This is a genomic window from Streptomyces ficellus, assembly GCF_030406405.1.
GTDB lineage: Bacteria > Actinomycetota > Actinomycetes > Streptomycetales > Streptomycetaceae > Streptomyces > Streptomyces ficellus_B.
In genome coordinates, this window is sequence record NZ_JAUEPL010000010.1 from 84,595 (window position 1) to 102,432 (window position 17,838).

18 protein-coding genes are annotated in these 17,838 nt (G+C 71.6%); 15 read left to right on the forward strand and 3 right to left on the reverse strand.

Translation table 11 applies throughout. The features are described from left to right. The first annotated feature begins 112 nt into the window (after positions 1 to 112). Together QWM81_RS10050 and QWM81_RS10055 are read left to right on the forward strand one after the other, a co-directional pair. Complete coding sequence (locus QWM81_RS10050; RefSeq protein ID WP_290111431.1) at positions 113 to 316, forward strand: hypothetical protein; 204 nt, start codon at positions 113 to 115, stop codon at positions 314 to 316. Continuing rightward, positions 313 to 630 (forward strand): Rieske (2Fe-2S) protein, encoded by a 318-nt coding sequence (locus QWM81_RS10055; protein ID WP_073756807.1) that lies wholly within the window; start codon positions 313 to 315, stop codon positions 628 to 630. The genes QWM81_RS10050 and QWM81_RS10055 overlap by 4 nt, the downstream gene beginning before the upstream one ends. A gap of 158 nt (positions 631 to 788) precedes the next feature. Here the strand turns inward: QWM81_RS10055 and QWM81_RS10060 are convergent, their stop codons facing one another. Continuing rightward, positions 789 to 1,202, reverse strand: a complete 414-nt coding sequence (locus tag QWM81_RS10060; RefSeq protein ID WP_290111432.1) for a pyridoxamine 5'-phosphate oxidase family protein — start codon at positions 1,200 to 1,202, stop codon at positions 789 to 791. A gap of 116 nt (positions 1,203 to 1,318) precedes the next feature. Between QWM81_RS10060 and clpB the strand changes: the two genes are divergently transcribed. Together clpB and QWM81_RS10070 are read left to right on the forward strand one after the other, a co-directional pair. Next, entirely contained in the window at positions 1,319 to 3,904 is a 2,586-nt protein-coding gene (gene clpB, locus QWM81_RS10065) for an ATP-dependent chaperone ClpB (protein ID WP_290111484.1), read from the forward strand. A 191-nt stretch (positions 3,905 to 4,095) separates the two neighbouring features. Beyond that, positions 4,096 to 4,641, forward strand: a complete 546-nt coding sequence (locus QWM81_RS10070; protein WP_290111433.1) for a type III secretion system chaperone family protein — start codon at positions 4,096 to 4,098, stop codon at positions 4,639 to 4,641. A gap of 13 nt (positions 4,642 to 4,654) precedes the next feature. Here the strand turns inward: QWM81_RS10070 and QWM81_RS10075 are convergent, their stop codons facing one another. Together QWM81_RS10075 and QWM81_RS10080 are read right to left on the reverse strand one after the other, a co-directional pair. Further along, positions 4,655 to 5,698, reverse strand: coding sequence for a putative hexosyltransferase (locus tag QWM81_RS10075; protein ID WP_290111434.1), 1,044 nt, complete (start codon positions 5,696 to 5,698; stop codon positions 4,655 to 4,657). A gap of 312 nt (positions 5,699 to 6,010) precedes the next feature. Further along, on the reverse strand, positions 6,011 to 7,177 hold the full coding sequence (locus QWM81_RS10080; RefSeq protein WP_435372348.1) for a pyridoxal phosphate-dependent aminotransferase: 1,167 nt from the start codon (positions 7,175 to 7,177) through the stop codon (positions 6,011 to 6,013). Positions 7,178 to 7,424: 247 nt separating this feature from the next. Between QWM81_RS10080 and QWM81_RS10085 the strand changes: the two genes are divergently transcribed. The 11 genes from QWM81_RS10085 to QWM81_RS10135 all read left to right on the forward strand — a co-directional run bounded on the left by QWM81_RS10085 (position 7,425) and on the right by QWM81_RS10135 (position 17,822). Continuing rightward, positions 7,425 to 7,550: a hypothetical protein gene (locus tag QWM81_RS10085; protein ID WP_290111436.1), complete on the forward strand. Its 126-nt coding sequence runs from the start codon at positions 7,425 to 7,427 to the stop codon at positions 7,548 to 7,550. A gap of 645 nt (positions 7,551 to 8,195) precedes the next feature. After that, positions 8,196 to 8,714 (forward strand): DUF2617 family protein, encoded by a 519-nt coding sequence (locus QWM81_RS10090; RefSeq protein ID WP_290111437.1) that lies wholly within the window; start codon positions 8,196 to 8,198, stop codon positions 8,712 to 8,714. Between the two features lie 54 nt (positions 8,715 to 8,768). Continuing rightward, positions 8,769 to 10,352, forward strand: a complete 1,584-nt coding sequence (locus tag QWM81_RS10095) for a polyamine aminopropyltransferase (RefSeq protein WP_290111438.1) — start codon at positions 8,769 to 8,771, stop codon at positions 10,350 to 10,352. A gap of 61 nt (positions 10,353 to 10,413) precedes the next feature. Further along, complete coding sequence (locus QWM81_RS10100; protein ID WP_290111439.1) at positions 10,414 to 11,352, forward strand: SRPBCC domain-containing protein; 939 nt, start codon at positions 10,414 to 10,416, stop codon at positions 11,350 to 11,352. Between the two features lie 10 nt (positions 11,353 to 11,362). Next, complete coding sequence (locus QWM81_RS10105) at positions 11,363 to 12,160, forward strand: aldose epimerase family protein (RefSeq protein ID WP_290111440.1); 798 nt, start codon at positions 11,363 to 11,365, stop codon at positions 12,158 to 12,160. A gap of 23 nt (positions 12,161 to 12,183) precedes the next feature. Continuing rightward, the gene (gene pyrE, locus QWM81_RS10110) at positions 12,184 to 12,732 is read left to right on the forward strand and encodes an orotate phosphoribosyltransferase (RefSeq protein ID WP_290111441.1); all 549 of its coding nucleotides are present in this window, start codon (positions 12,184 to 12,186) and stop codon (positions 12,730 to 12,732) included. 281 nt (positions 12,733 to 13,013) lie between these two features. Next, positions 13,014 to 14,054, forward strand: coding sequence for a class II fructose-bisphosphate aldolase (gene fbaA, locus QWM81_RS10115; protein WP_290111485.1), 1,041 nt, complete (start codon positions 13,014 to 13,016; stop codon positions 14,052 to 14,054). Positions 14,055 to 14,145: 91 nt separating this feature from the next. After that, positions 14,146 to 14,559 (forward strand): DUF3151 domain-containing protein, encoded by a 414-nt coding sequence (locus tag QWM81_RS10120; protein WP_290111442.1) that lies wholly within the window; start codon positions 14,146 to 14,148, stop codon positions 14,557 to 14,559. A 252-nt stretch (positions 14,560 to 14,811) separates the two neighbouring features. Then, entirely contained in the window at positions 14,812 to 15,657 is an 846-nt protein-coding gene (locus QWM81_RS10125) for a tryptophan 2,3-dioxygenase family protein (protein ID WP_290111443.1), read from the forward strand. Further along, positions 15,650 to 16,837, forward strand: a complete 1,188-nt coding sequence (gene kynU / locus QWM81_RS10130; protein WP_290111444.1) for a kynureninase — start codon at positions 15,650 to 15,652, stop codon at positions 16,835 to 16,837. The genes QWM81_RS10125 and kynU overlap by 8 nt, the downstream gene beginning before the upstream one ends. Positions 16,838 to 16,925: 88 nt before the next feature. Continuing rightward, complete coding sequence (locus QWM81_RS10135; protein ID WP_290111445.1) at positions 16,926 to 17,822, forward strand: alpha/beta hydrolase family protein; 897 nt, start codon at positions 16,926 to 16,928, stop codon at positions 17,820 to 17,822. Positions 17,823 to 17,838 lie beyond the last annotated feature (16 nt).

Here is a 17,838-nt window from a genome sequence, read left to right on the forward strand (position 1 = left end):
CATCTCAGGAACATGATGCATGCCGTAGGTGGTGGAAACGTGGAGAGTGAGCAATCGTCTTAGCCGCGGGGGTTGGGAAAGAGACATTGCCTTCAAGTGAGGTTGCTCGGTGATGACGAAGAGACTCATACGCGCCGTGGTTGCTGTTGCCTTCATCGCTGCCGGCGCGGTAGGGGTTCAGGGGGCGGCCGAGGCGAAGCCGCAGGATCCCGGCTGGACCGCCGCGGTGAAGCTGTTCGACCCCGGCTGGACCGTGGCGCCCGCGTCGTCGGGCCTGGCCGAGAATGACCCCGGCTGGACGTCCGTCGGCGCATGAACGTTCCCGACGACTCGCGCTTCCGCCGCGAGATGGCGTCCGCCTACCGGTCCGGGTGGCATTTCATCGACCTCGTCACCGCTGTGCCGCACAGTGGCGATTCGTTGATGGTCACCCTCTTCGGTGAGCCGATCGTCATCACGCGCGGAGACGACGAGGACATTCGGGCCTACCGGTGCCTTCGGCGGCCTCGCGGAGCTCCGCAGCCCGTTCGATGCGCCATCCGGTACGGCATGATTTTCGTCAATCTCGACCAGCGTGACCACCAGCTCGTCGAGCCCGAAACCACCACCGCCACCCCCCGCAGCGCCTGAGCGGTTCCCCCGTCGTTGTCAATCGCTCAGGTGCTTCCCCCACACAGCGGCGCCATCGTGACCTGAACACGATGGCGCCGCTGTGCTGTCTGCGTACCTCCGGGCCGCTGTCCGTACCTCGTCCGTACTTCCCGGGCCGCTGTCCGTACCTCCGGGCCCTACGCCCGTCCCATCGCCCGCGTCAGGGCGATCTCGATGACGACCCGGTCCGGGTTCGGCGCCGGCGTACGGCCGTAGCGGTCCGCGTACCGCGCCACCGCGTCCGCGACCACGTCCGGCTCCGTACGGATCGTCGCGATCCCCTCCAGCGTCGCCCACCGGCCCTTGTCCACCTGGCAGACCGCGACCTTCGCGCCCCCGGGCCCCGCCGCCAGGACATGGGCGACCTTGCGGCTGTGCTTGTTGGTGATCACCCGGGCGATGCCCTTCTCGCCGCCCTCCGGGTCGTACGTCACCCCTACCGCGACGACATGCGGAGTGCCGTCCGGCCGGGGCGTGGTCAAGGTGCACATGTGGTACTCGCGCCAGAAACCGAGATACGACGCGCCGGGGTTGCGAGGGTCGATGGCCATGCCGGGAACCTACAGGGGGCGGCCGCCCGTCTCCTCCTTGAGTGGAATAGACTCAACTTTGTGTACGTTGGATGAGTCATCCACTCGCCCCGGAGCAAGAGGAGGAGAAGCCGCCCGTGGACGCCGAGCTGACCAACAAGAGCCGGGACGCGCTCAACGCCGCGACCAGCCGTGCCGTGTCCGAGGGGCACCCGGACCTGACCCCCGCCCACCTGCTCCTGGCGCTGCTCGCGGGGCAGGACAACGAGAACATCGTCGACCTGCTCGCGGCCGTCGACGCCGACCAGGCCGCCGTACGCTCCGGCGCCGAGCGCGTGCTCGCCGCCCAGCCCAGCGTCACCGGCTCCACCGTCGCGCCCCCGCAGCCCAACCGCGAGCTGCTCGCCGTCATCGCCGACGCCTCGCAGCGCGCCAAGGAACTGGGTGACGAGTACCTGTCCACCGAGCACCTGCTCATCGGCATCGCCGCGAAGGGCGGCCGGACGGGCGAGGTGCTGGCCGAGCAGGGGGCGAGCGCCAAGAAGCTGCTGGACGCGTTCGAGAAGGCGAGGGGAGGGCGCCGGGTGACCACAGCCGACCCGGAGGGCCAGTACAAGGCCCTGGAGAAGTTCGGTACGGATTTCACGGCCGCCGCCCGCGACGGCAAGCTCGACCCGGTCATCGGCCGTGACCAGGAGATCCGCCGCGTCGTGCAGGTGCTGTCGCGGCGCACCAAGAACAACCCGGTGCTCATCGGCGAGCCCGGCGTCGGCAAGACCGCCGTCGTGGAGGGCCTCGCCCAGCGCATCGTCAAGGGCGACGTCCCGGAGAGCCTGAAGAACAAGCGGCTCGTCGCGCTCGACCTGGGCGCGATGGTCGCGGGCGCCAAGTACCGCGGTGAGTTCGAGGAGCGGCTCAAGACCGTCCTGTCCGAGATCAAGGCGAGCGACGGCCAGATCATCACCTTCATCGACGAGCTGCACACGGTCGTCGGCGCGGGCGCCGGCGGCGACTCCGCCATGGACGCCGGCAACATGCTCAAGCCCATGCTCGCCCGCGGCGAGCTGCGCATGGTCGGCGCGACGACCCTCGACGAGTACCGCGAGCGCATCGAGAAGGACCCCGCCCTGGAGCGCCGCTTCCAGCAGGTCCTGGTCGCCGAGCCGTCCGTCGAGGACACCATCGCCATCCTGCGCGGGCTCAAGGGCCGGTACGAGGCCCACCACAAGGTCCAGATCGCCGACTCCGCGCTCGTCGCGGCCGCCACGCTCTCCGACCGCTACATCACCTCCCGTTTCCTGCCCGACAAGGCCATCGACCTCGTGGACGAGGCCGCCTCGCGGCTGCGCATGGAGATCGACTCCTCACCCGTCGAGATCGACGAGCTCCAGCGCGCCGTCGACCGCCTCCGCATGGAGGAGCTGGCGCTGAAGAACGAGAGCGACCCCGGCTCCGTACAGCGCCTGGAGAAGCTGCGCCGCGACCTCGCCGACAAGGAGGAGGAGTTGCGGGGCCTGACCGCCCGCTGGGAGAAGGAGAAGCAGGGCCTCAACCGCGTCGGTGAGCTGAAGGAGAAGCTGGACGAGCTGCGCGGCCAGGCCGAGCGCGCCCAGCGCGACGGCGACTTCGACACCGCCTCCAAGCTGCTGTACGGCGAGATCCCGGCCGTGGAGCGGGAGTTGGCGGAGGCCAGCGAGGCCGAGAAGGAAGCCGCGAAGGACACCATGGTCAAGGAGGAGGTCGGCCCGGACGACATCGCCGACGTCGTCGGCTCCTGGACCGGCATCCCGGCGGGCCGCCTGCTGGAGGGCGAGACGCAGAAGCTGCTGCGGATGGAGGAGGAGATCGGCCGGCGGCTGATCGGGCAGAGCGAGGCCGTACGGGCGGTGTCGGACGCCGTGCGCCGCACCCGCGCCGGGATCTCCGACCCCGACCGGCCCACCGGCTCGTTCCTCTTCCTCGGACCGACGGGTGTCGGCAAGACGGAGCTGGCCAAGGCCCTCGCCGACTTCCTCTTCGACGACGAGCGGGCGATGGTCCGCATCGACATGAGCGAGTACGGCGAGAAGCACAGCGTCGCGCGGCTGGTCGGCGCGCCTCCCGGCTACGTGGGGTACGAGGAGGGCGGCCAGCTCACGGAGGCGGTGCGCCGCCGCCCGTACAGCGTGGTGCTGCTGGACGAGGTGGAGAAGGCGCACCCGGAGGTCTTCGACATCCTGCTCCAGGTGCTGGACGACGGCCGCCTGACGGACGGCCAGGGCCGCACGGTCGACTTCCGCAACACCATCCTCATCCTCACCTCCAACCTGGGCAGCCACTTCCTGATGGACCCGGTGACCCCGGAGGAGCAGAAGAAGGAGCAGGTCCTGGAGGTGGTGCGGGCCTCCTTCAAGCCGGAGTTCCTCAACCGCCTGGACGACATCGTCGTCTTCTCGGCCCTTGACCGGGACCAGCTCGCCCACATCGCGCGGCTCCAGATCGACCGCCTGGCCAAGCGCCTCGCGGAGCGGCGGCTCACCCTGGAGGTCACCCCGGCGGCCCTGGACTGGCTGGCCGTCGAGGGCTTCGACCCGGCCTACGGCGCCCGGCCGCTGCGCCGCCTGGTCCAGACGGCGATCGGCGACCAGCTCGCCAAGGAGATCCTCGCGGGCGAGGTCACGGACGGCGACACGGTCCGCGTGGACCGCGTGGACGGCGGCCTGACCGTGGGCGCGGCCCGGTAGCCCGGTGACGTACGGGGGCGGGGAGACCGCCCTCGTACGCCGGAACACGCTGCGGCCGTCAGCGGCGTTCCCGGCTCCTGGCCCCCGTGCGCGAGATCATGTCAGCTCGCAGCGGATCGCCGCGGCCGGGCTTGCCAGCCCCCGCCCGGGATGGGAGAGGATGGCCGCAATCGTTCGAAGGGAAATTCACGGTGAGCATCGACCCGGCCTCGATCCCGAATTTCGGTGGCCAGCCCCAGCCTCAGGCCGCAGGACCGGCGGGCCCCGTCGTCCCCGACCAGGACCTGGTCAAGCAGCTCCTGGAACAGATGGAGCTCAAGTACGTCGTCGACGACGAGGGTGACCTCGCGGCGCCGTGGGAGGAGTTCCGCACCTACTTCATGTTCCGTGGCGAGGGTGACCAGCAGGTCTTCTCGGTGCGGACCTTCTACGACCGGCCGCACCCGGTCGAGAACAAGGAGAAGATCCTCGAAACGATCGACGACTGGAACCGCCGCACCCTGTGGCCCAAGGTCTACACGCACCTCCACGAGGACGAGCAGGGCGGCGCGACCGTGCGGCTCATCGGCGAGGCCCAGATGCTGATCGGCACGGGCGTCAGCCTGGAGCACTTCGTGCAGTCCACGGTCAGCTGGGTGCGCGCGTCGATCGAGTTCGACAAGTGGCTCGTGGAGCAGTTCGGCCTGGAGGGCTCCGAGGGCCCCGAGGACGGCCCCGACGGCGACGTCCCCGCGTGACTCACTCGGTGAGTCACAAGGCCATGGTGGCGAGCGTGAGCACGTACGTCCCGTAGCCGAACGACAGCCCGGCCAGGGCGGCGACCACTACGATCGCCGCCCTGGGCCGGGCTTTTCGCAACGCGCACGCGAGGGGTACCAGCAGCGGGAACGCCGGCAGCAGGAAGCGCGGCTTGGACTCGAAGAACCCCGCCCCGCCCACCGCGATGACCACCAGCACCGCCGTGTACGCGACCAGCGGCAGCGGCGGCCGCTCCAGCACCAGCAGCGCGAACAGCACCACCGCCACCCCCGTCACCATCAGCGACATGGTGAAGCCGAGGTCCATCGGCCTGGTCGCCACGTCGCGTACGAAACGGAAGGTGCCCGCCCCGAAGTCGAAGCGCGACGTCCACCCCGCCTGCACGGCGAAGTACCCGCCCAGCGGATCACCCCGCCGTACCCCCACCCACAGCACATAGCCCAGCCACCCGGCCGGGGCCACCGCGGCCCCCGCCCACACCCGCCAGTCCCTCCGGTCGCGTACCAGCGCGCAGGCGGCCGCCACGACGACCGCCGCCGCCACCGCGATCCCGTTCGGCCGCGCCGCCCCGGCCAGCGCCGCCAGCGCGCCCGCCCACAGCCAGCGGCGGTCGAGCACCGCGTACAGCGACCACGCCGCGAAGGCCGTCATCACCGGCTCCGTGTACGCCATGGACAGCACGATCGAGTGCGGCAGCAGGCCCCACAGGGCCACCAGCACGGTCGCGACGTCCCGCCCGTACAGGCGTTCCCCGATCAGGTAGATCCCCCACGCGGCGGCTCCCGCCGCCGTCCAGGAGACCAGCAGGCCCGCCGTGCCGCCCGTCACCGGCAGGACCGTCGTCACCGCCCGTACCAGGCCCGGGTAGAGCGGGAAGAACGCCAGGTCCGACTGGACGGCGCCGTCCGGCCAGTACAGGGTCCTGCCGTAGCCGTGCGCGGCGATGCCCAGGTACCAGTCGGAGTCCCAGGACAGCGCCAGCAGCGCGCGCGGCGACCGGCCGGTGTGCCAGGCCCACAGCGCCATCACCGCCATCCCGGTGAGCCGGGCCGCGGCGAACAGACCCAGCGCGGGCGCCGCGCGGTGCAGCGCGGCGAGCCGGCGGGAAGCGGGGCGGGCGCCTCCCGCCGAAGCGGCGTGGGGGAAGGTCTCGGCGGACAGGGTGCACCTCCGTGCGCGTGGACGTTCACCCCGACCTTCCGCGCCGCCCCGCCCGCCCGCGACCGCTGTGGGCCCGCCCGGGTGGTCCGCCTGCCGAGCCCCGGCCCACGCGCGTGTCGCCGTGACAGCGCCCGGCGCGAAGGCTAAGCGGAGCCTGAGGGGAGCGGAGGCTGAGGCGAGCCGAGGCTAAAGGGAGGCGAGCCGCTTCACCGCGTCCTGGAGGACCTCGGTCCGCTTGCAGAAGGCGAACCGCACGAAGGGCGCGCCCTGCTCGCGGTGGTCGTAGAAGACCGCGTGGGGGATGGCGACGACCCCGCACCGCTCGGGCAGCGCCCGGCAGAACGCGATGCCGTCACTCTCGCCCAGCGGCCGGATGTCGGTGGTGAGGAAGTAGGTGCCCTGCGGCCGGAAGACCGCGAACCCCGCCTGCGCCAGCCCGTCGGCCAGCAGGTCACGCTTGGCGCGCAGGTCGTCGCGGAGGCCGGTGAAGTAGGTGTCCGGCAGGCGCAGCGCCTCCGCGACGGCGTACTGGAACGGCCCGGCGGAGACGTACGTCAGGTACTGCTTCGCCGAGCGCACCGCCGTGATCAGCTCGGGCGTGGCGGTGACCCAGCCGACCTTCCAGCCGGTGAACGAGAACGTCTTGCCCGCGCTGGAAATGGTCACCGTGCGCTCGCGCATGCCGGGGAAGGTGGCGATGGGCAGGTGCTCGGCGGTGTCGAAGACAAGGTGCTCGTACACCTCGTCGGTGACGACGAGCAGGTCGCGCTCGACGGCGAGGGCCGCGATGGCGGCCAGCTCCTCGCGCGTGAGGACGGTACCGGTGGGGTTGTGCGGGGTGTTGAGCAGGATGAGCCGGGTGCGGTCGGTGACGGCGTCCCGCAGCTCGTCCAGGTCGAGGACGAACCTGTCGCCGTGCGGCCGGAGGGTGACCGGGACGCGGGTGCCGCCCGCCATGGCGATACAGGCGGCGTACGAGTCGTAGTACGGCTCCAGGGCGATCACCTCGTCGCCCGGTTCGACCAGCGCGAGCAGGGCCGCGGCGATCGCCTCGGTCGCGCCCGCCGTGACCAGGACCTCCGTGTCGGGGTCGTACACCAGCCCGTACCGCTCGCGCTGGTGGTCGGCGACGGCGGTACGCAGCTCGGGGACGCCGGGCCCGGGCGGGTACTGGTTGCCCCTGCCGTCCCTGATGGCCCGTACGGCCGCCTCGGCGATCCGGTCGGGGCCGTCGGTGTCGGGGAAGCCCTGGCCCAGGTTGACCGAACCGGTGGAGACGGCGAGGGCGGACATCTCCGCGAAGATCGTCGTGCCGAATGCGGCGAGGCGGCTGTTGAGCGGCGGTCGTTTCATGGCGGCCATCCTCCGGTGAACCTCTGGAGTCGCTCAAGTGCGCTTTGCCGGGTGATCTGCGGGGGGATCTCCCTGCCACACCCGTACGACACGTGTACGGAAGAAGGCGGAAGAGGGAGGTGGGGGCCATGGGGGCAGAGTTCTTCCCGCTGTGGTTCTTCGTCGGGATGGCCATCGCCATCGCGGTCGTGGTGGGCGTGGTCCGACTGGTGAACTGGGGCTCGGGGCGTTCCTCGTCGTCCTCCTCATGGGGGTCGTCGTCGGGGTCGTCGTGGGGGTCCGGCTCGTCGCCGGACTCGTCGTGGTGGTCCTGCGGCGGCTCGTCCTCGTGTTCCAGTTCCTCGTCCTCATGCGGAGGCGGATCTTCCTGTAGCTGAAAGCTCTGGAGTTCCTCAATTCGGATTGGGACGGGTGAGCGCGCGGGCATTTCCCTGTCACGTAAGAAAACGGGGGATGGTGAACGGGGGATGGTGAATCGAATGGACATCGGACTGCTCTTCGCCGGGGCGATCATCGTGGTGGGCTTCCTCATCGCGGTCGGCGCCGCAGGCGGTGGCAAGAAGCGGCGTCGCCGTTCGTACTCGGGGGGTTCCGGTGCTTCCGGAGGCGGTTGGTGGTCCGGCGACGGGGGCGGGTCCTCCTGCGGCGGCGGGTCGTCGTGCGGGGGCGGCGGCGGGGGATGTGGTGGCGGAGGCAGCTGACACGGGGCAGCTGGTCCGCGACCACGGAAGGCGCCCGGCCGGTCCAACGCCCGCCGGGCGCCTCCTGGTTGGCACTTTGTAGACCTGAACGGTCGGTTCATGTTGAACAGTTGAACCGTCAGGCCCCCCAGGGGATGGAAACCCTGTCAAGTTGGGTAAAACCGCTGTGGGTCTCGCACAGTTCATGATTCCCTCACTGTCGAGAACTTCCAGCCCTCGGCCCACGCCTGGAGCCGAGACGGAGATCCCCCACTCCCCTGGCCGTCTTCCGGGACGCACCCGGTCCACCCGTCAAACCGTGTTTGCGGAGCCGACCCATGCTCACGACGCTCAAGACTTCCTACACCGATACACGCGCCGCCGACCTGGCCTGGGCGCTGGGGCGGGAGCCGCTGCCCGCGCTCGCCGTGCTCGACCTCGAACTGTCCGGCGCCACGCTCCAGTTGCGACTTCTCGGCGCCTCGCACCAGGTGCTGCTGGAGGAGGACCGGGGCAGCTGTTCGGAGACCGTCGCCTGTATGCCGGGCAGCAGCACGCCGCTTCCCCTGGGTGTGGCGAAGCGGATCGGGGAGTGGGAGTACCAGTTCGCCGCGCGCGTCGAGACGCTCTCGCAGGGGTCGTTCGCTGGCCGCGCGCAGGAGCTGCTGGCGCTCGTCGCCGACCATCCCAACGGCCTCGCCGGTACGTTCCCCGGTTCACCGCACGCCTTCACGGCGATGCTGGCGCAGCGGCACGAGGGTCTGGTGCGGTGGCGCACCTGGCACGCGTATCCGCAGGAGGGGCAGCTGGTCGTCACCAGGACGAGTGTGGGCGTACGTAGGCACGCTCCGCAGTAGTTACACCCGTGTGGGTGACAATTGGGCATCGAGGCGTGACGTAGCGTTATTTGCATGATCGAAGCGCCGCACGCCTCCGCCGCCGTGGCGCCCGCGCGGGACCGGCCACCGCTGCCCGTGCGGCAGCGGGCGGGGCGCTTCCTGGTGCTGGTCACGGTCTTCATCTGCGCCGCGTGCGGACTGGTGTACGAACTGGAACTGGTCGCTCTCGCCTCGTATTTGATCGGGGACTCCGTCACCCAGGCCTCCGTCGTCCTGTCGGTCATGGTGTTCGCGATGGGCGTCGGCTCACTGCTCGCCAAGCGGCTGCGCTGTCGCGCGGCCGTCGGCTTCGGGCTGGTGGAGGCCGCGCTCGCGCTGGTGGGCGGCTGCTCGGCCCTCGTGCTGTACGCCACGTTCGCGTGGGTCGGCGGCTCGCGGTATGCCCTGGTGGCGTTCTCGCTGGCCATCGGGGTGCTGATCGGCGCGGAGATCCCGCTTCTGATGACGCTGATCCAGCGCGTCTCGCGGCGGGCCGAACAGGACGCGGGCGGGACGGTCGCCGACCTGTTCGCCGCCGACTATGTGGGCGCGCTCGTCGGCGGGCTGGCGTTCCCGTTCCTGCTGCTGCCATGGCTGGGGCAGCTGACAAGTGCGTTGCTCACCGGGGCGGTCAACACCGTCGCGGGCGGGGCCCTGGTGCTGTGGCTGTTCGGGCGGGACCTGACCGCGCGGGCCCGGTGGCTGCTGGTCGGCGTCAATGTGGCGGTGCTGGGCGTGCTCGCGACGGTGACCGTGCTGGTGGACGACTTCGAGCGGGCGGCGCGGCGGGCGGTGTACGGGGACGGGGTGCGCGTCGCCGTCCACACGGGCGTGCAGGAGGTCGTGCTGACCGGGGCGGCAGGTCAGCCGCCGGAGCTGTTCCTGGACGGGCGGCTGCGGGTCAGCGGGCGGGACGAGCACCGCTACCACCGGGCGCTGGTGCACCCCGCGATGCGCGGGCCGCACGCGCGTGTGCTGGTCCTGGGCGGTGGCGACGGGCTGGCGGTGCGGGAGGTCCTCACGTACGACGGCGTGGAATCGGTCACGGTCGTCGAGCTGGACGCGGGCGTGGTGCGGCTCGCCCGTACGGACCCGGCGCTCAGCCGCCTCAACGGGCGGGTGTACGGCGACCCGAGGGTGCGGGTGGTGTACGCGGACGCCTTCGCCCGGCTGAGGTCGACGGCGGCGACGGGCGAGGCGTACGACGTGGTGATCTCGGACCTGCCGGACCCGGGCATCACCGCCAGCACCAAGCTGTACTCGCAGGAGTTCTACGGCTTGGCCGCCCGGGTCCTCGCCGACCGCGGGCGGCTGGTGGTCCACGCGGGCCCGATGGAGTCGAGGCCGCGCACGTACTGGACGGTGCACGCCACCCTGCGGTCGGCCGGCTTCGTGACCCGGCCCTACCGGGCGACGGGACGGCTGTCCGGCTTCGAGGCGGGCCCCGACCGGTCCACGGACGACCGGGCAGGACCGCACGACTGGGGCTTCGTCCTCGCCGCGCTCGGGGCGGCGCCCCCCGACCCGCAGGCCGTTGCAGGGGTGCGCCCGGCCGAGGGGCCGCCGGCCCGGGACCTGCCGCCGTCGACGCTCGTGCACCCCCGCTACGGCGAGTGACCCCTTTTGGCCTCGCGCACCTGGGAGACGTGAGGGCCGGGCGTGGGTAGGCTCGGGACCCATGGAGCATGAGGTGTTCGTTCCGGTTGCCGTCGAGACCCTCCGCGAAGTGCTGGCGGACCCCGCCCGGGTCGCCCCTTGCGTGCCGGGGCTCCAGCAGGACGCGGACGCGTCCGCCGGTCCGCTGTCGGGCCGGCTGAAGGTGCGCGCCGGCGGGCACTCCATCACCTACCGGGGCGCCCTGCGCGTCGTCGCCCAGGACGACGGTGCGTACGCCGTGGAGGGCGAGGGCACGGAGGTGCGCGGCACCGGCTCGGCCAAGCTCGCCCTGACGGTGCGTCTGACCCCGGTGGACGGCGGCACGACGCTGGGCTTCACGGGGACCACGAGCGCGGAGGGCCGGCTCGCCGAGCTGCCGGACGACGCGGCCGCCTCGGCGGCCCACCGCCTGCTGGACCGTTTCGCCGAGTCGCTCGCCGACACGGCCACGGCGGCGGCGGGTCCGGCCGCCTCGCCGTCCCCGGAGGTCGAGGCCGCCGACGCGGAGGTCTCCGACGCGCAGGTCCCCCGCGCCACGGCCGCCGACGACCTCTCCGCCTACGACCTCGCCGGTGAGCTCGCCGACGAGCCCGACACCGACGACGACGGAGTCGACCAGGGCGCCGAGGGCACCGGTTCGGTCTTCGACGCACCCGTACCGCCACCGTCGCTCGACCCGCTCGCCGACGCCGAGTTCGAGGTGCCCGAGCTGCCCGAGGTCCCCGAAGGGCCCGAGGGGGCGATGTCCGAACCGGCCGCCGAGGCCGCGCACGCCCGGCGCACCATGATCGGCCGCAGTGCCGAGGAGGTCGACCACGCCCCGCCCCGCGGGCGGTACGCCCCCACGCCGGGACCGGACACCGACACGGCCGGTGCCACGCTGCGCTGGCTCGCCCCTGCCGCGGCGCTCGCCCTCGCGTCGGCCGTGGTCGTCGGGCGTGCGCTGCGCCGCCGCAAGTAGGGTCGGCAGCGTGACTAGCAGCAGCGAAGAGCACGTCCGGCTGGCCGCCGGAGACGTCGAGTTGACCGTGACCCCGGCGAACGGATGCCGCATCAGCAGCCTGCGCGTCGGCGGCGCCGAACTGCTCCGCCAAGGCGAGCGGTACGGCTGCTTTCCGATGGTGCCCTGGTGCGGGCGGATCGAGAACGGCCGGTTCCTCAATGGGGCGACGTGGCACCGGATGCCGCTCAACTCCCCGCCGCACGCCATCCACGGCACCGGCCGCGACACCGCCTGGCGCACCGCCGTCGCGGACAAGGCCGAGGCGGTGTTCACCTACGACCTGGCCGAGCCGTGGCCGTATCCCGGCAAGGTCACCCAGACCGTCCAGCTGGCCGAGGACTCCCTCACGCTCCAGCTCGGCGTCGAGACGTACGGCGACTCCTTCCCCGCCCAGGCCGGCTGGCACCCGTGGTTCAACCGGACCCTGGGCGGCGCCGACGTCACGCTGGACTTCACCGCCGCGTGGCAGGAGGAGCGAGGCGAGGACCACCTGCCCACCGGTCGCCGGATCCCGCCCATGCCCGGCCCCTGGGACGACTGCTTCGGGATGCCGGACGGTGTGGACGTCACCCTCACCTGGCCGGAGCGGCTGGAGCTCAAGGTGGCCAGCCGCGCCGAGTGGGTCGTGGTGTACGACGAGCAGGAGGCCGCGGTCTGCGTGGAGCCCCAGTCGGGCCCGCCGAACGGGCTCAACACCGCTCCGCGCCTGGTCACCCCCATCGATCCGCTGGAGATCGCCGCCACCTTCACCTGGCGCAGGCTCTGACGGGCCGGCTTTAAGCTCAGGGCATGACTGACGTACGAGCTGATCTGCTCCAGCAGATCAAGGACAAGGCCGTGGTACACGGCAAGGTGACCCTCTCCTCGGGTCTGGAAGCCGACTACTACGTCGACCTGCGCCGGATCACCCTGGACGGCGCGGCCTCGCCGCTCGTCGGTCAGGTCATGCTGGATCTGACCGCCGACCTCGACTACGACGCGGTGGGCGGCCTCACCCTCGGTGCCGACCCGGTCGCGACGGCGATGCTGCACGCCGCGGCCGCCCGTGGCCGGACGCTCGACGCCTTCGTCGTCCGCAAGGCCGCCAAGGCACACGGCATGCAGCGCCGTGTCGAGGGCCCCGACATCAAGGGCCGCCGCGTCCTCGTGGTGGAGGACACCTCCACCACCGGTGGCTCGCCGCTGACCGCCGTAGAGGCGGTACGCGAGGCGGGCGCCGAGGTCGTCGCCGTGGCCACGATCGTGGACCGGGCGACCGGCGCGGCCGAGAAGATCAGCGAGACGGCGGGGGTGCCGTACCGGTACGCCTACGCGCTGGACGAACTCGGCCTGGCCTGAGCGGGCCTCGCCTGGGCAGGTCCGTCCTGAGCGGGCCTGGACTGAGTCGGCCTCGCCTGGGCAGGTCTGTCCTGAGCGGGCCTGGACTGAGCCGGCCTCGTCTGGGCAGGTCTGTGCTGACCTGGGCTTATGTCGAGGGGTGGATGGTTTCACGTGAAACCGTCCACCCCTCGCGTATGGTGCCGGCCGCCGCAGGGGCAAGCCCACGGCGCGGTCTGGAAAGATAGGTGCGACGATGACGTCGCCCCCAGGTCAGGGATCAGCCACGCACGCAACCGCAGATCACAAGGAGCGGACAGATGCCCATCGCAACCCCCGAGATCTACAACGAGATGCTCGACCGGGCGAAGGCAGGCAAGTTCGCCTACCCGGCCATCAACGTCACCTCGTCGCAGACTCTGCACGCCGCTCTGCGCGGCTTCGCCGAGGCAGAGAGCGACGGCATCATCCAGATCTCGACCGGTGGGGCGGAGTTCCTGGGCGGCCAGTACAGCAAGGACATGGTGACCGGCGCGGTCGCCCTGGCCGAGTTCGCGCACATCGTCGCCGCCAAGTACGACATCACCGTTGCCCTGCACACCGACCACTGCCCGAAGGACAAGCTGGACGGCTACGTACGTCCGCTGCTCGACATCTCCGCCGAGCGTGTTGCCAAGGGCGAGAACCCGCTGTTCCAGTCCCACATGTGGGACGGCTCGGCCGAGACCCTCGCCGACAACCTGGCCATCGGCCAGGAGCTGCTGGCCAAGGCCGCCGCAGCCAAGATCATCCTTGAGGTCGAGATCACCCCGACCGGTGGCGAGGAGGACGGCGTCAGCCACGAGATCAACGACGAGCTGTACACCACCGTCGACGACGCCATCCGCACCGCCGAGGCGCTCGGCCTGGGGGAGAAGGGCCGCTACCTGCTGGCCGCCTCCTTCGGCAACGTCCACGGCGTCTACAAGCCGGGCAACGTCGTGCTCCGTCCCGAGCTGCTCAAGGACCTCCAGGAGGGTGTCGCCGAGCGCTTCGGCAAGGCGAACCCGTTCGACTTCGTCTTCCACGGCGGCTCCGGCTCCACGGCCGAGGAGATCTCCACCGCGCTGGAGAACGGCGTCGTGAAGATGAACCTCGACACGGACACCCAGTACGCCTTCACCCGCCCGGTCGCCGACCACATGTTCAAGAACTACGACGGCGTCCTGAAGGTCGACGGTGAGGTCGGCTCCAAGAAGACCTACGACCCGCGCACCTGGGGCAAGCTCGCCGAGGCCTCCATGGCCAAGCGCGTGACCGAGGCCTGCGCGGCGCTGCGCTCGACCGGCACGAAGCTGAAGTAACACAAGACGTCTGACCCCGCAGGTCAGGCACCGCACGTCAGACACAGGCCCGGTATCGCACACGCGGTGCCGGGCCTGTGACACTGGTGGCATGGCCATCCACGAAAACCTCCTGGGGGGACCGCCCCCCACCCACCTGCCCGACGACCCCGAGCCGCGCGAGCTGCTCGCGTCCGGCGCCGAGCCCGCGGACGTCGCCGCGAAGTTCCCTTCCTCCTCGCTGGCCTGGGCGCAGCTCGCCGACGACGCCTTCGAGGCCGGCCGGGTCGTCGAGTCGTACGCGTACGCCAGGACCGGCTACCACCGGGGCCTGGACGCCCTGCGCCGCAGCGGCTGGAAGGGCCATGGCCCGGTGCCGTGGGAGCACGAGCCGAACCGTGGCTTCCTGAGGTCCCTGAACGCCCTGGCGCGGGCCGCGCGGGCGATCGGCGAGCAGGAGGAGTACGAGCGGTGCTCGACGTTCCTCCGCGACTCCTCGCCCCTGGCGGCGGACACCCTCAGCTGACCACCCCCGCACCCCCGCACACCCGGCTCCCCGCCCCGCCCCGCCCGCTGCCCCGGGCGCGGCGGGGCGGGGCGTCATGTCATGATGCGAGTGGGGCCGTGCGTACAACCGTACGGTCCCGAGGGGACCGGGGCTCTCGCCAGGCGCGAGTGAGCCGAAGGGGACGCACGTGACAGGCGCCCCGAGGCGAACCGAGCGCGCAGAAGGGGGAGGGCAGACCGCTACCCGGTAGCACGCATTGAGGAGACAGCGATGTCTACTTCCCCTGATGCCTCCGCGCCCGGTTCGGACTCCCCGAACCTGGATTACGAGGGCACCACTCCGTACGAGGACTATGTCCAGGCGGATGTTCTCACCCATCTCCAGCATCCGCTCTCGGACGATCCGGGAGAGATGGTCTTCCTGGTGACGACCCAGGTCATGGAGCTGTGGTTCACCGTGATCGTCCATGAGTGGGAGACGGCGAGCCGCGCCCTGCGCGAGGACCGCGTCACCGTGGCGATGGACGCGCTGGAGCGCTCCGCACGCGAGCTGGAGGCGCTGAACGCCTCCTGGAAGCCGCTCGCGCGGCTCACGCCCGCCCAGTTCAATTCGTTCCGGGGCGCTCTCGGCGAGGGCTCCGGCTTCCAGTCGGCGATGTACCGGCGGCTGGAGTTCCTGCTGGGTGAGAAGTCCGCGTCGATGCTGGTGCCGCACCGGGGCGCGCCGCGTGTGTACGCGGAGCTGGAGAAGGCCCTGCACGAGCCGAGCCTGTACGACGAGGTGCTGCGGTTCCTCGCGCGGCGCGGGCTGCCGGTCCCGGCCGGGGTCCTCGGCAGGGACCTGTCGCAGAAGTACGAGCCGTCGCAGGCGGTCGAGGACATCTGGGCCCGGATCTACGCGGACCCCGACCAGCACGGTGAACTGGTCCGGCTGGGTGAGGCGTTGACGGACGTCGGCGAGCTGGTGTGGCGCTGGCGCAACGACCACTTGGTGGCGACGCGGCGCGCGATGGGCTCCAAGACGGGCACGGCCGGTTCGGCCGGGGTGGCCTGGCTGGAGAAGCGGGCCCGTAAAAACGTGTTCCCCGAGCTGTGGACGGCGCGCAGCCATGTCTGACCTCATAGCGAAGGCGCGGGCGCTGGACGCCACGGACGAACTGGCCGAGCGGCGCGAGCTGTTCGCCCTCGATGACGGGGCCGTCTACCTCGACGGCAACTCGCTGGGCGCGCTGCCCCGCCACGTCCCCGAGCGGATGGCGGACGTCATCGCCCGCGAGTGGGGCGAGCTGCGCATCCGTTCGTGGGACGAGAGCGGCTGGTGGACGGCGCCGGAGCGGATAGGCGACCGGATCGCGCCGATCGTCGGAGCCGGGCCCGGCCAGGTGGTGGTCGGCGACTCGACGAGCGTCAATGTGTTCAAGGCGCTGGTGGGGGCGGTACGGCTGGCCGGCGATGACCGGGACGAGATCCTGGTCGACGCGACCACGTTCCCCACGGACGGGTACATCGCGGAGTCGGCCGCGCGGCTGACCGGCAAGCGGCTGGTGACCGCCGATCCCCGTGACGTACCGGCCGCCGTCGGCCCGCGCACGGCTGCCGCGCTGGTCAACCACGTCGACTACCGCACGGGCCGGCTGCACGACCTGCCGGGTATCACCGCGGCGGTCCAGCAGGCCGGCGCGCTCGCCGTGTGGGACCTGTGCCACAGCGCGGGCGCCCTGCCGGTCGGCCTGGACGCGCACGGCGTGGACCTGGCCGTCGGCTGCACGTACAAGTACCTCAACGGCGGCCCCGGTGCGCCCGCCTATCTGTATGTGGCGAGGCGGCACCAGGCGCGCTTCGACTCCCCGCTGCCCGGCTGGAACTCGCACGCCGACCCGTTCGCGATGACGACCGGGTACGCGGCGGCGGACGGGGCGACGCGCGGGCGCGTCGGCACGCCCGACATCCTGTCCATGCTGGCGCTGGAGTCGGCGCTGGACGTGTGGGACGGGGTGTCGATCGAGGCGGTACGGGCGAAGAGCCTGGCCCTGACGGACTTCTTCCTGGAGTGCGTCAGGGAGTACGTCCCCGAGGGGCGCGTCACCTCGGTCACGCCCGAGGCGCACGAGGAGCGCGGCAGCCAGGCCGCGCTCAGCTGCGCCGACGCCCCGGCTGTGATGAAGGAGCTGATCTCCAGGGGTGTGATCGGCGATCTGCGCCGCCCCGACGTGCTGCGGTTCGGCTTCACTCCGCTGTACGTCGGCTTCGCGGACACCGAGCGCGCCGCGCGCATCCTCGCGGAGATCGTGGGCTGACGTTCGAGCCGGTCTGCGGGGGCGGCACTCCTGGTACCGTCCCCGCAGGTCAGGCCAATTCGGCCCCGTCACCGAAAGGTTGAGCATCATGCCCGACCCCGCCGCGCGCGACGCCGCCGAGGAAGCGTCGGCCCTGTCGCATCCGGCCGTCGACCCGGATTCCACCGTTTCGTACGGGGAACACCCGGACCAGACCGTGGATTTCTACGTGCCGCGTGACGGCCGCGGCACCAGCGCGCCGCTCATCGTCGTGTTGCACGGCGGAGCGTGGCGGGCCCCGTACGACCGCCGGCACATCACTCCCTTCGTGGCCTATCTGGCGCGCCGGGGCTTCGCCGTCGCCAATGTCGAGTACCGGCGCGGCGGCGGCATTCCCGCGCCACGGGGCGCCGGTTCCGTGGCCGGTTCCGCCGCCGGCCCCGTGGCCGGGCGCTGGCCGGAGACGTTCGACGACGTGGCCGCCGCGCTGGACGCGCTGCCCGCGCTCGTACGGACGCATCTGCCGCAGGCCGATCCGCGGCGCACGGTCGTCACCGGGCACTCGGCGGGCGGGCACCTGGCGCTGTGGGCCGCCGCCCGGCACGTACTGCCCAGCGACGCGCCGTGGCGGCTGGACGCGCCGCCGCCGCTGCGCGGGGTCGTGGCGCTGGCGCCCATCGCGCACTTCGAGCGGGCGGTGGAGCTGGACGTGTGCGGTGGAGCGGTACGGCAACTGCTGGGCGGCGAGGCGGAGTTCGCGGCGCGGGCGGGGTCGGCCGATCCGGCCGCGCTGCTGCCGACCGGGATCGCCACGGCGGTCGTGCAGGGCCGCGAGGACACCGTCGTACCGCAGGCCGTCGCGGAGGCGTATGTGGACGCGGCGGCGAAGGCGGGCGAGATGGTGGGGCTGACGCTGCTGGACGGCGTGGGGCACTTCCCGCTGATCGACCCGGCGGCGGACGCCTGTGCGGTGGTCGCGGAGGAGATCGCGCAACTGGCCTGGTGACCGAGAAGGTCACCGG

Excerpts from the sequence above, each read along its gene's own strand:
- QWM81_RS10100 (WP_290111439.1), top strand. The coding sequence starts at position 10,414 with ATGGAGCATGAGGTGTTCGTTCCGGTTGCCGTCGAGACCCTCCGCGAA.
- QWM81_RS10120 (WP_290111442.1), top strand. The coding sequence starts at position 14,146 with ATGGCCATCCACGAAAACCTCCTGGGGGGACCGCCCCCCACCCACCTG.
- pyrE (WP_290111441.1), top strand. The coding sequence starts at position 12,184 with ATGACTGACGTACGAGCTGATCTGCTCCAGCAGATCAAGGACAAGGCC.
- QWM81_RS10060 (WP_290111432.1), bottom strand. The coding sequence starts at position 1,202 with ATGGCCATCGACCCTCGCAACCCCGGCGCGTCGTATCTCGGTTTCTGG.
- QWM81_RS10055 (WP_073756807.1), top strand. The coding sequence starts at position 313 with ATGAACGTTCCCGACGACTCGCGCTTCCGCCGCGAGATGGCGTCCGCC.
- QWM81_RS10085 (WP_290111436.1), top strand. The coding sequence starts at position 7,425 with ATGGGGGTCGTCGTCGGGGTCGTCGTGGGGGTCCGGCTCGTCGCCGGA.
- QWM81_RS10135 (WP_290111445.1), top strand. The coding sequence starts at position 16,926 with ATGCCCGACCCCGCCGCGCGCGACGCCGCCGAGGAAGCGTCGGCCCTG.
- QWM81_RS10050 (WP_290111431.1), top strand. The coding sequence starts at position 113 with ATGACGAAGAGACTCATACGCGCCGTGGTTGCTGTTGCCTTCATCGCT.
- kynU (WP_290111444.1), top strand. The coding sequence starts at position 15,650 with ATGTCTGACCTCATAGCGAAGGCGCGGGCGCTGGACGCCACGGACGAA.
- QWM81_RS10075 (WP_290111434.1), bottom strand. The coding sequence starts at position 5,698 with ATGGCGGTGATGGCGCTGTGGGCCTGGCACACCGGCCGGTCGCCGCGC.
- QWM81_RS10080 (WP_435372348.1), bottom strand. The coding sequence starts at position 7,177 with ATGAAACGACCGCCGCTCAACAGCCGCCTCGCCGCATTCGGCACGACG.
- QWM81_RS10125 (WP_290111443.1), top strand. The coding sequence starts at position 14,812 with ATGTCTACTTCCCCTGATGCCTCCGCGCCCGGTTCGGACTCCCCGAAC.
- QWM81_RS10095 (WP_290111438.1), top strand. The coding sequence starts at position 8,769 with ATGATCGAAGCGCCGCACGCCTCCGCCGCCGTGGCGCCCGCGCGGGAC.
- QWM81_RS10090 (WP_290111437.1), top strand. The coding sequence starts at position 8,196 with ATGCTCACGACGCTCAAGACTTCCTACACCGATACACGCGCCGCCGAC.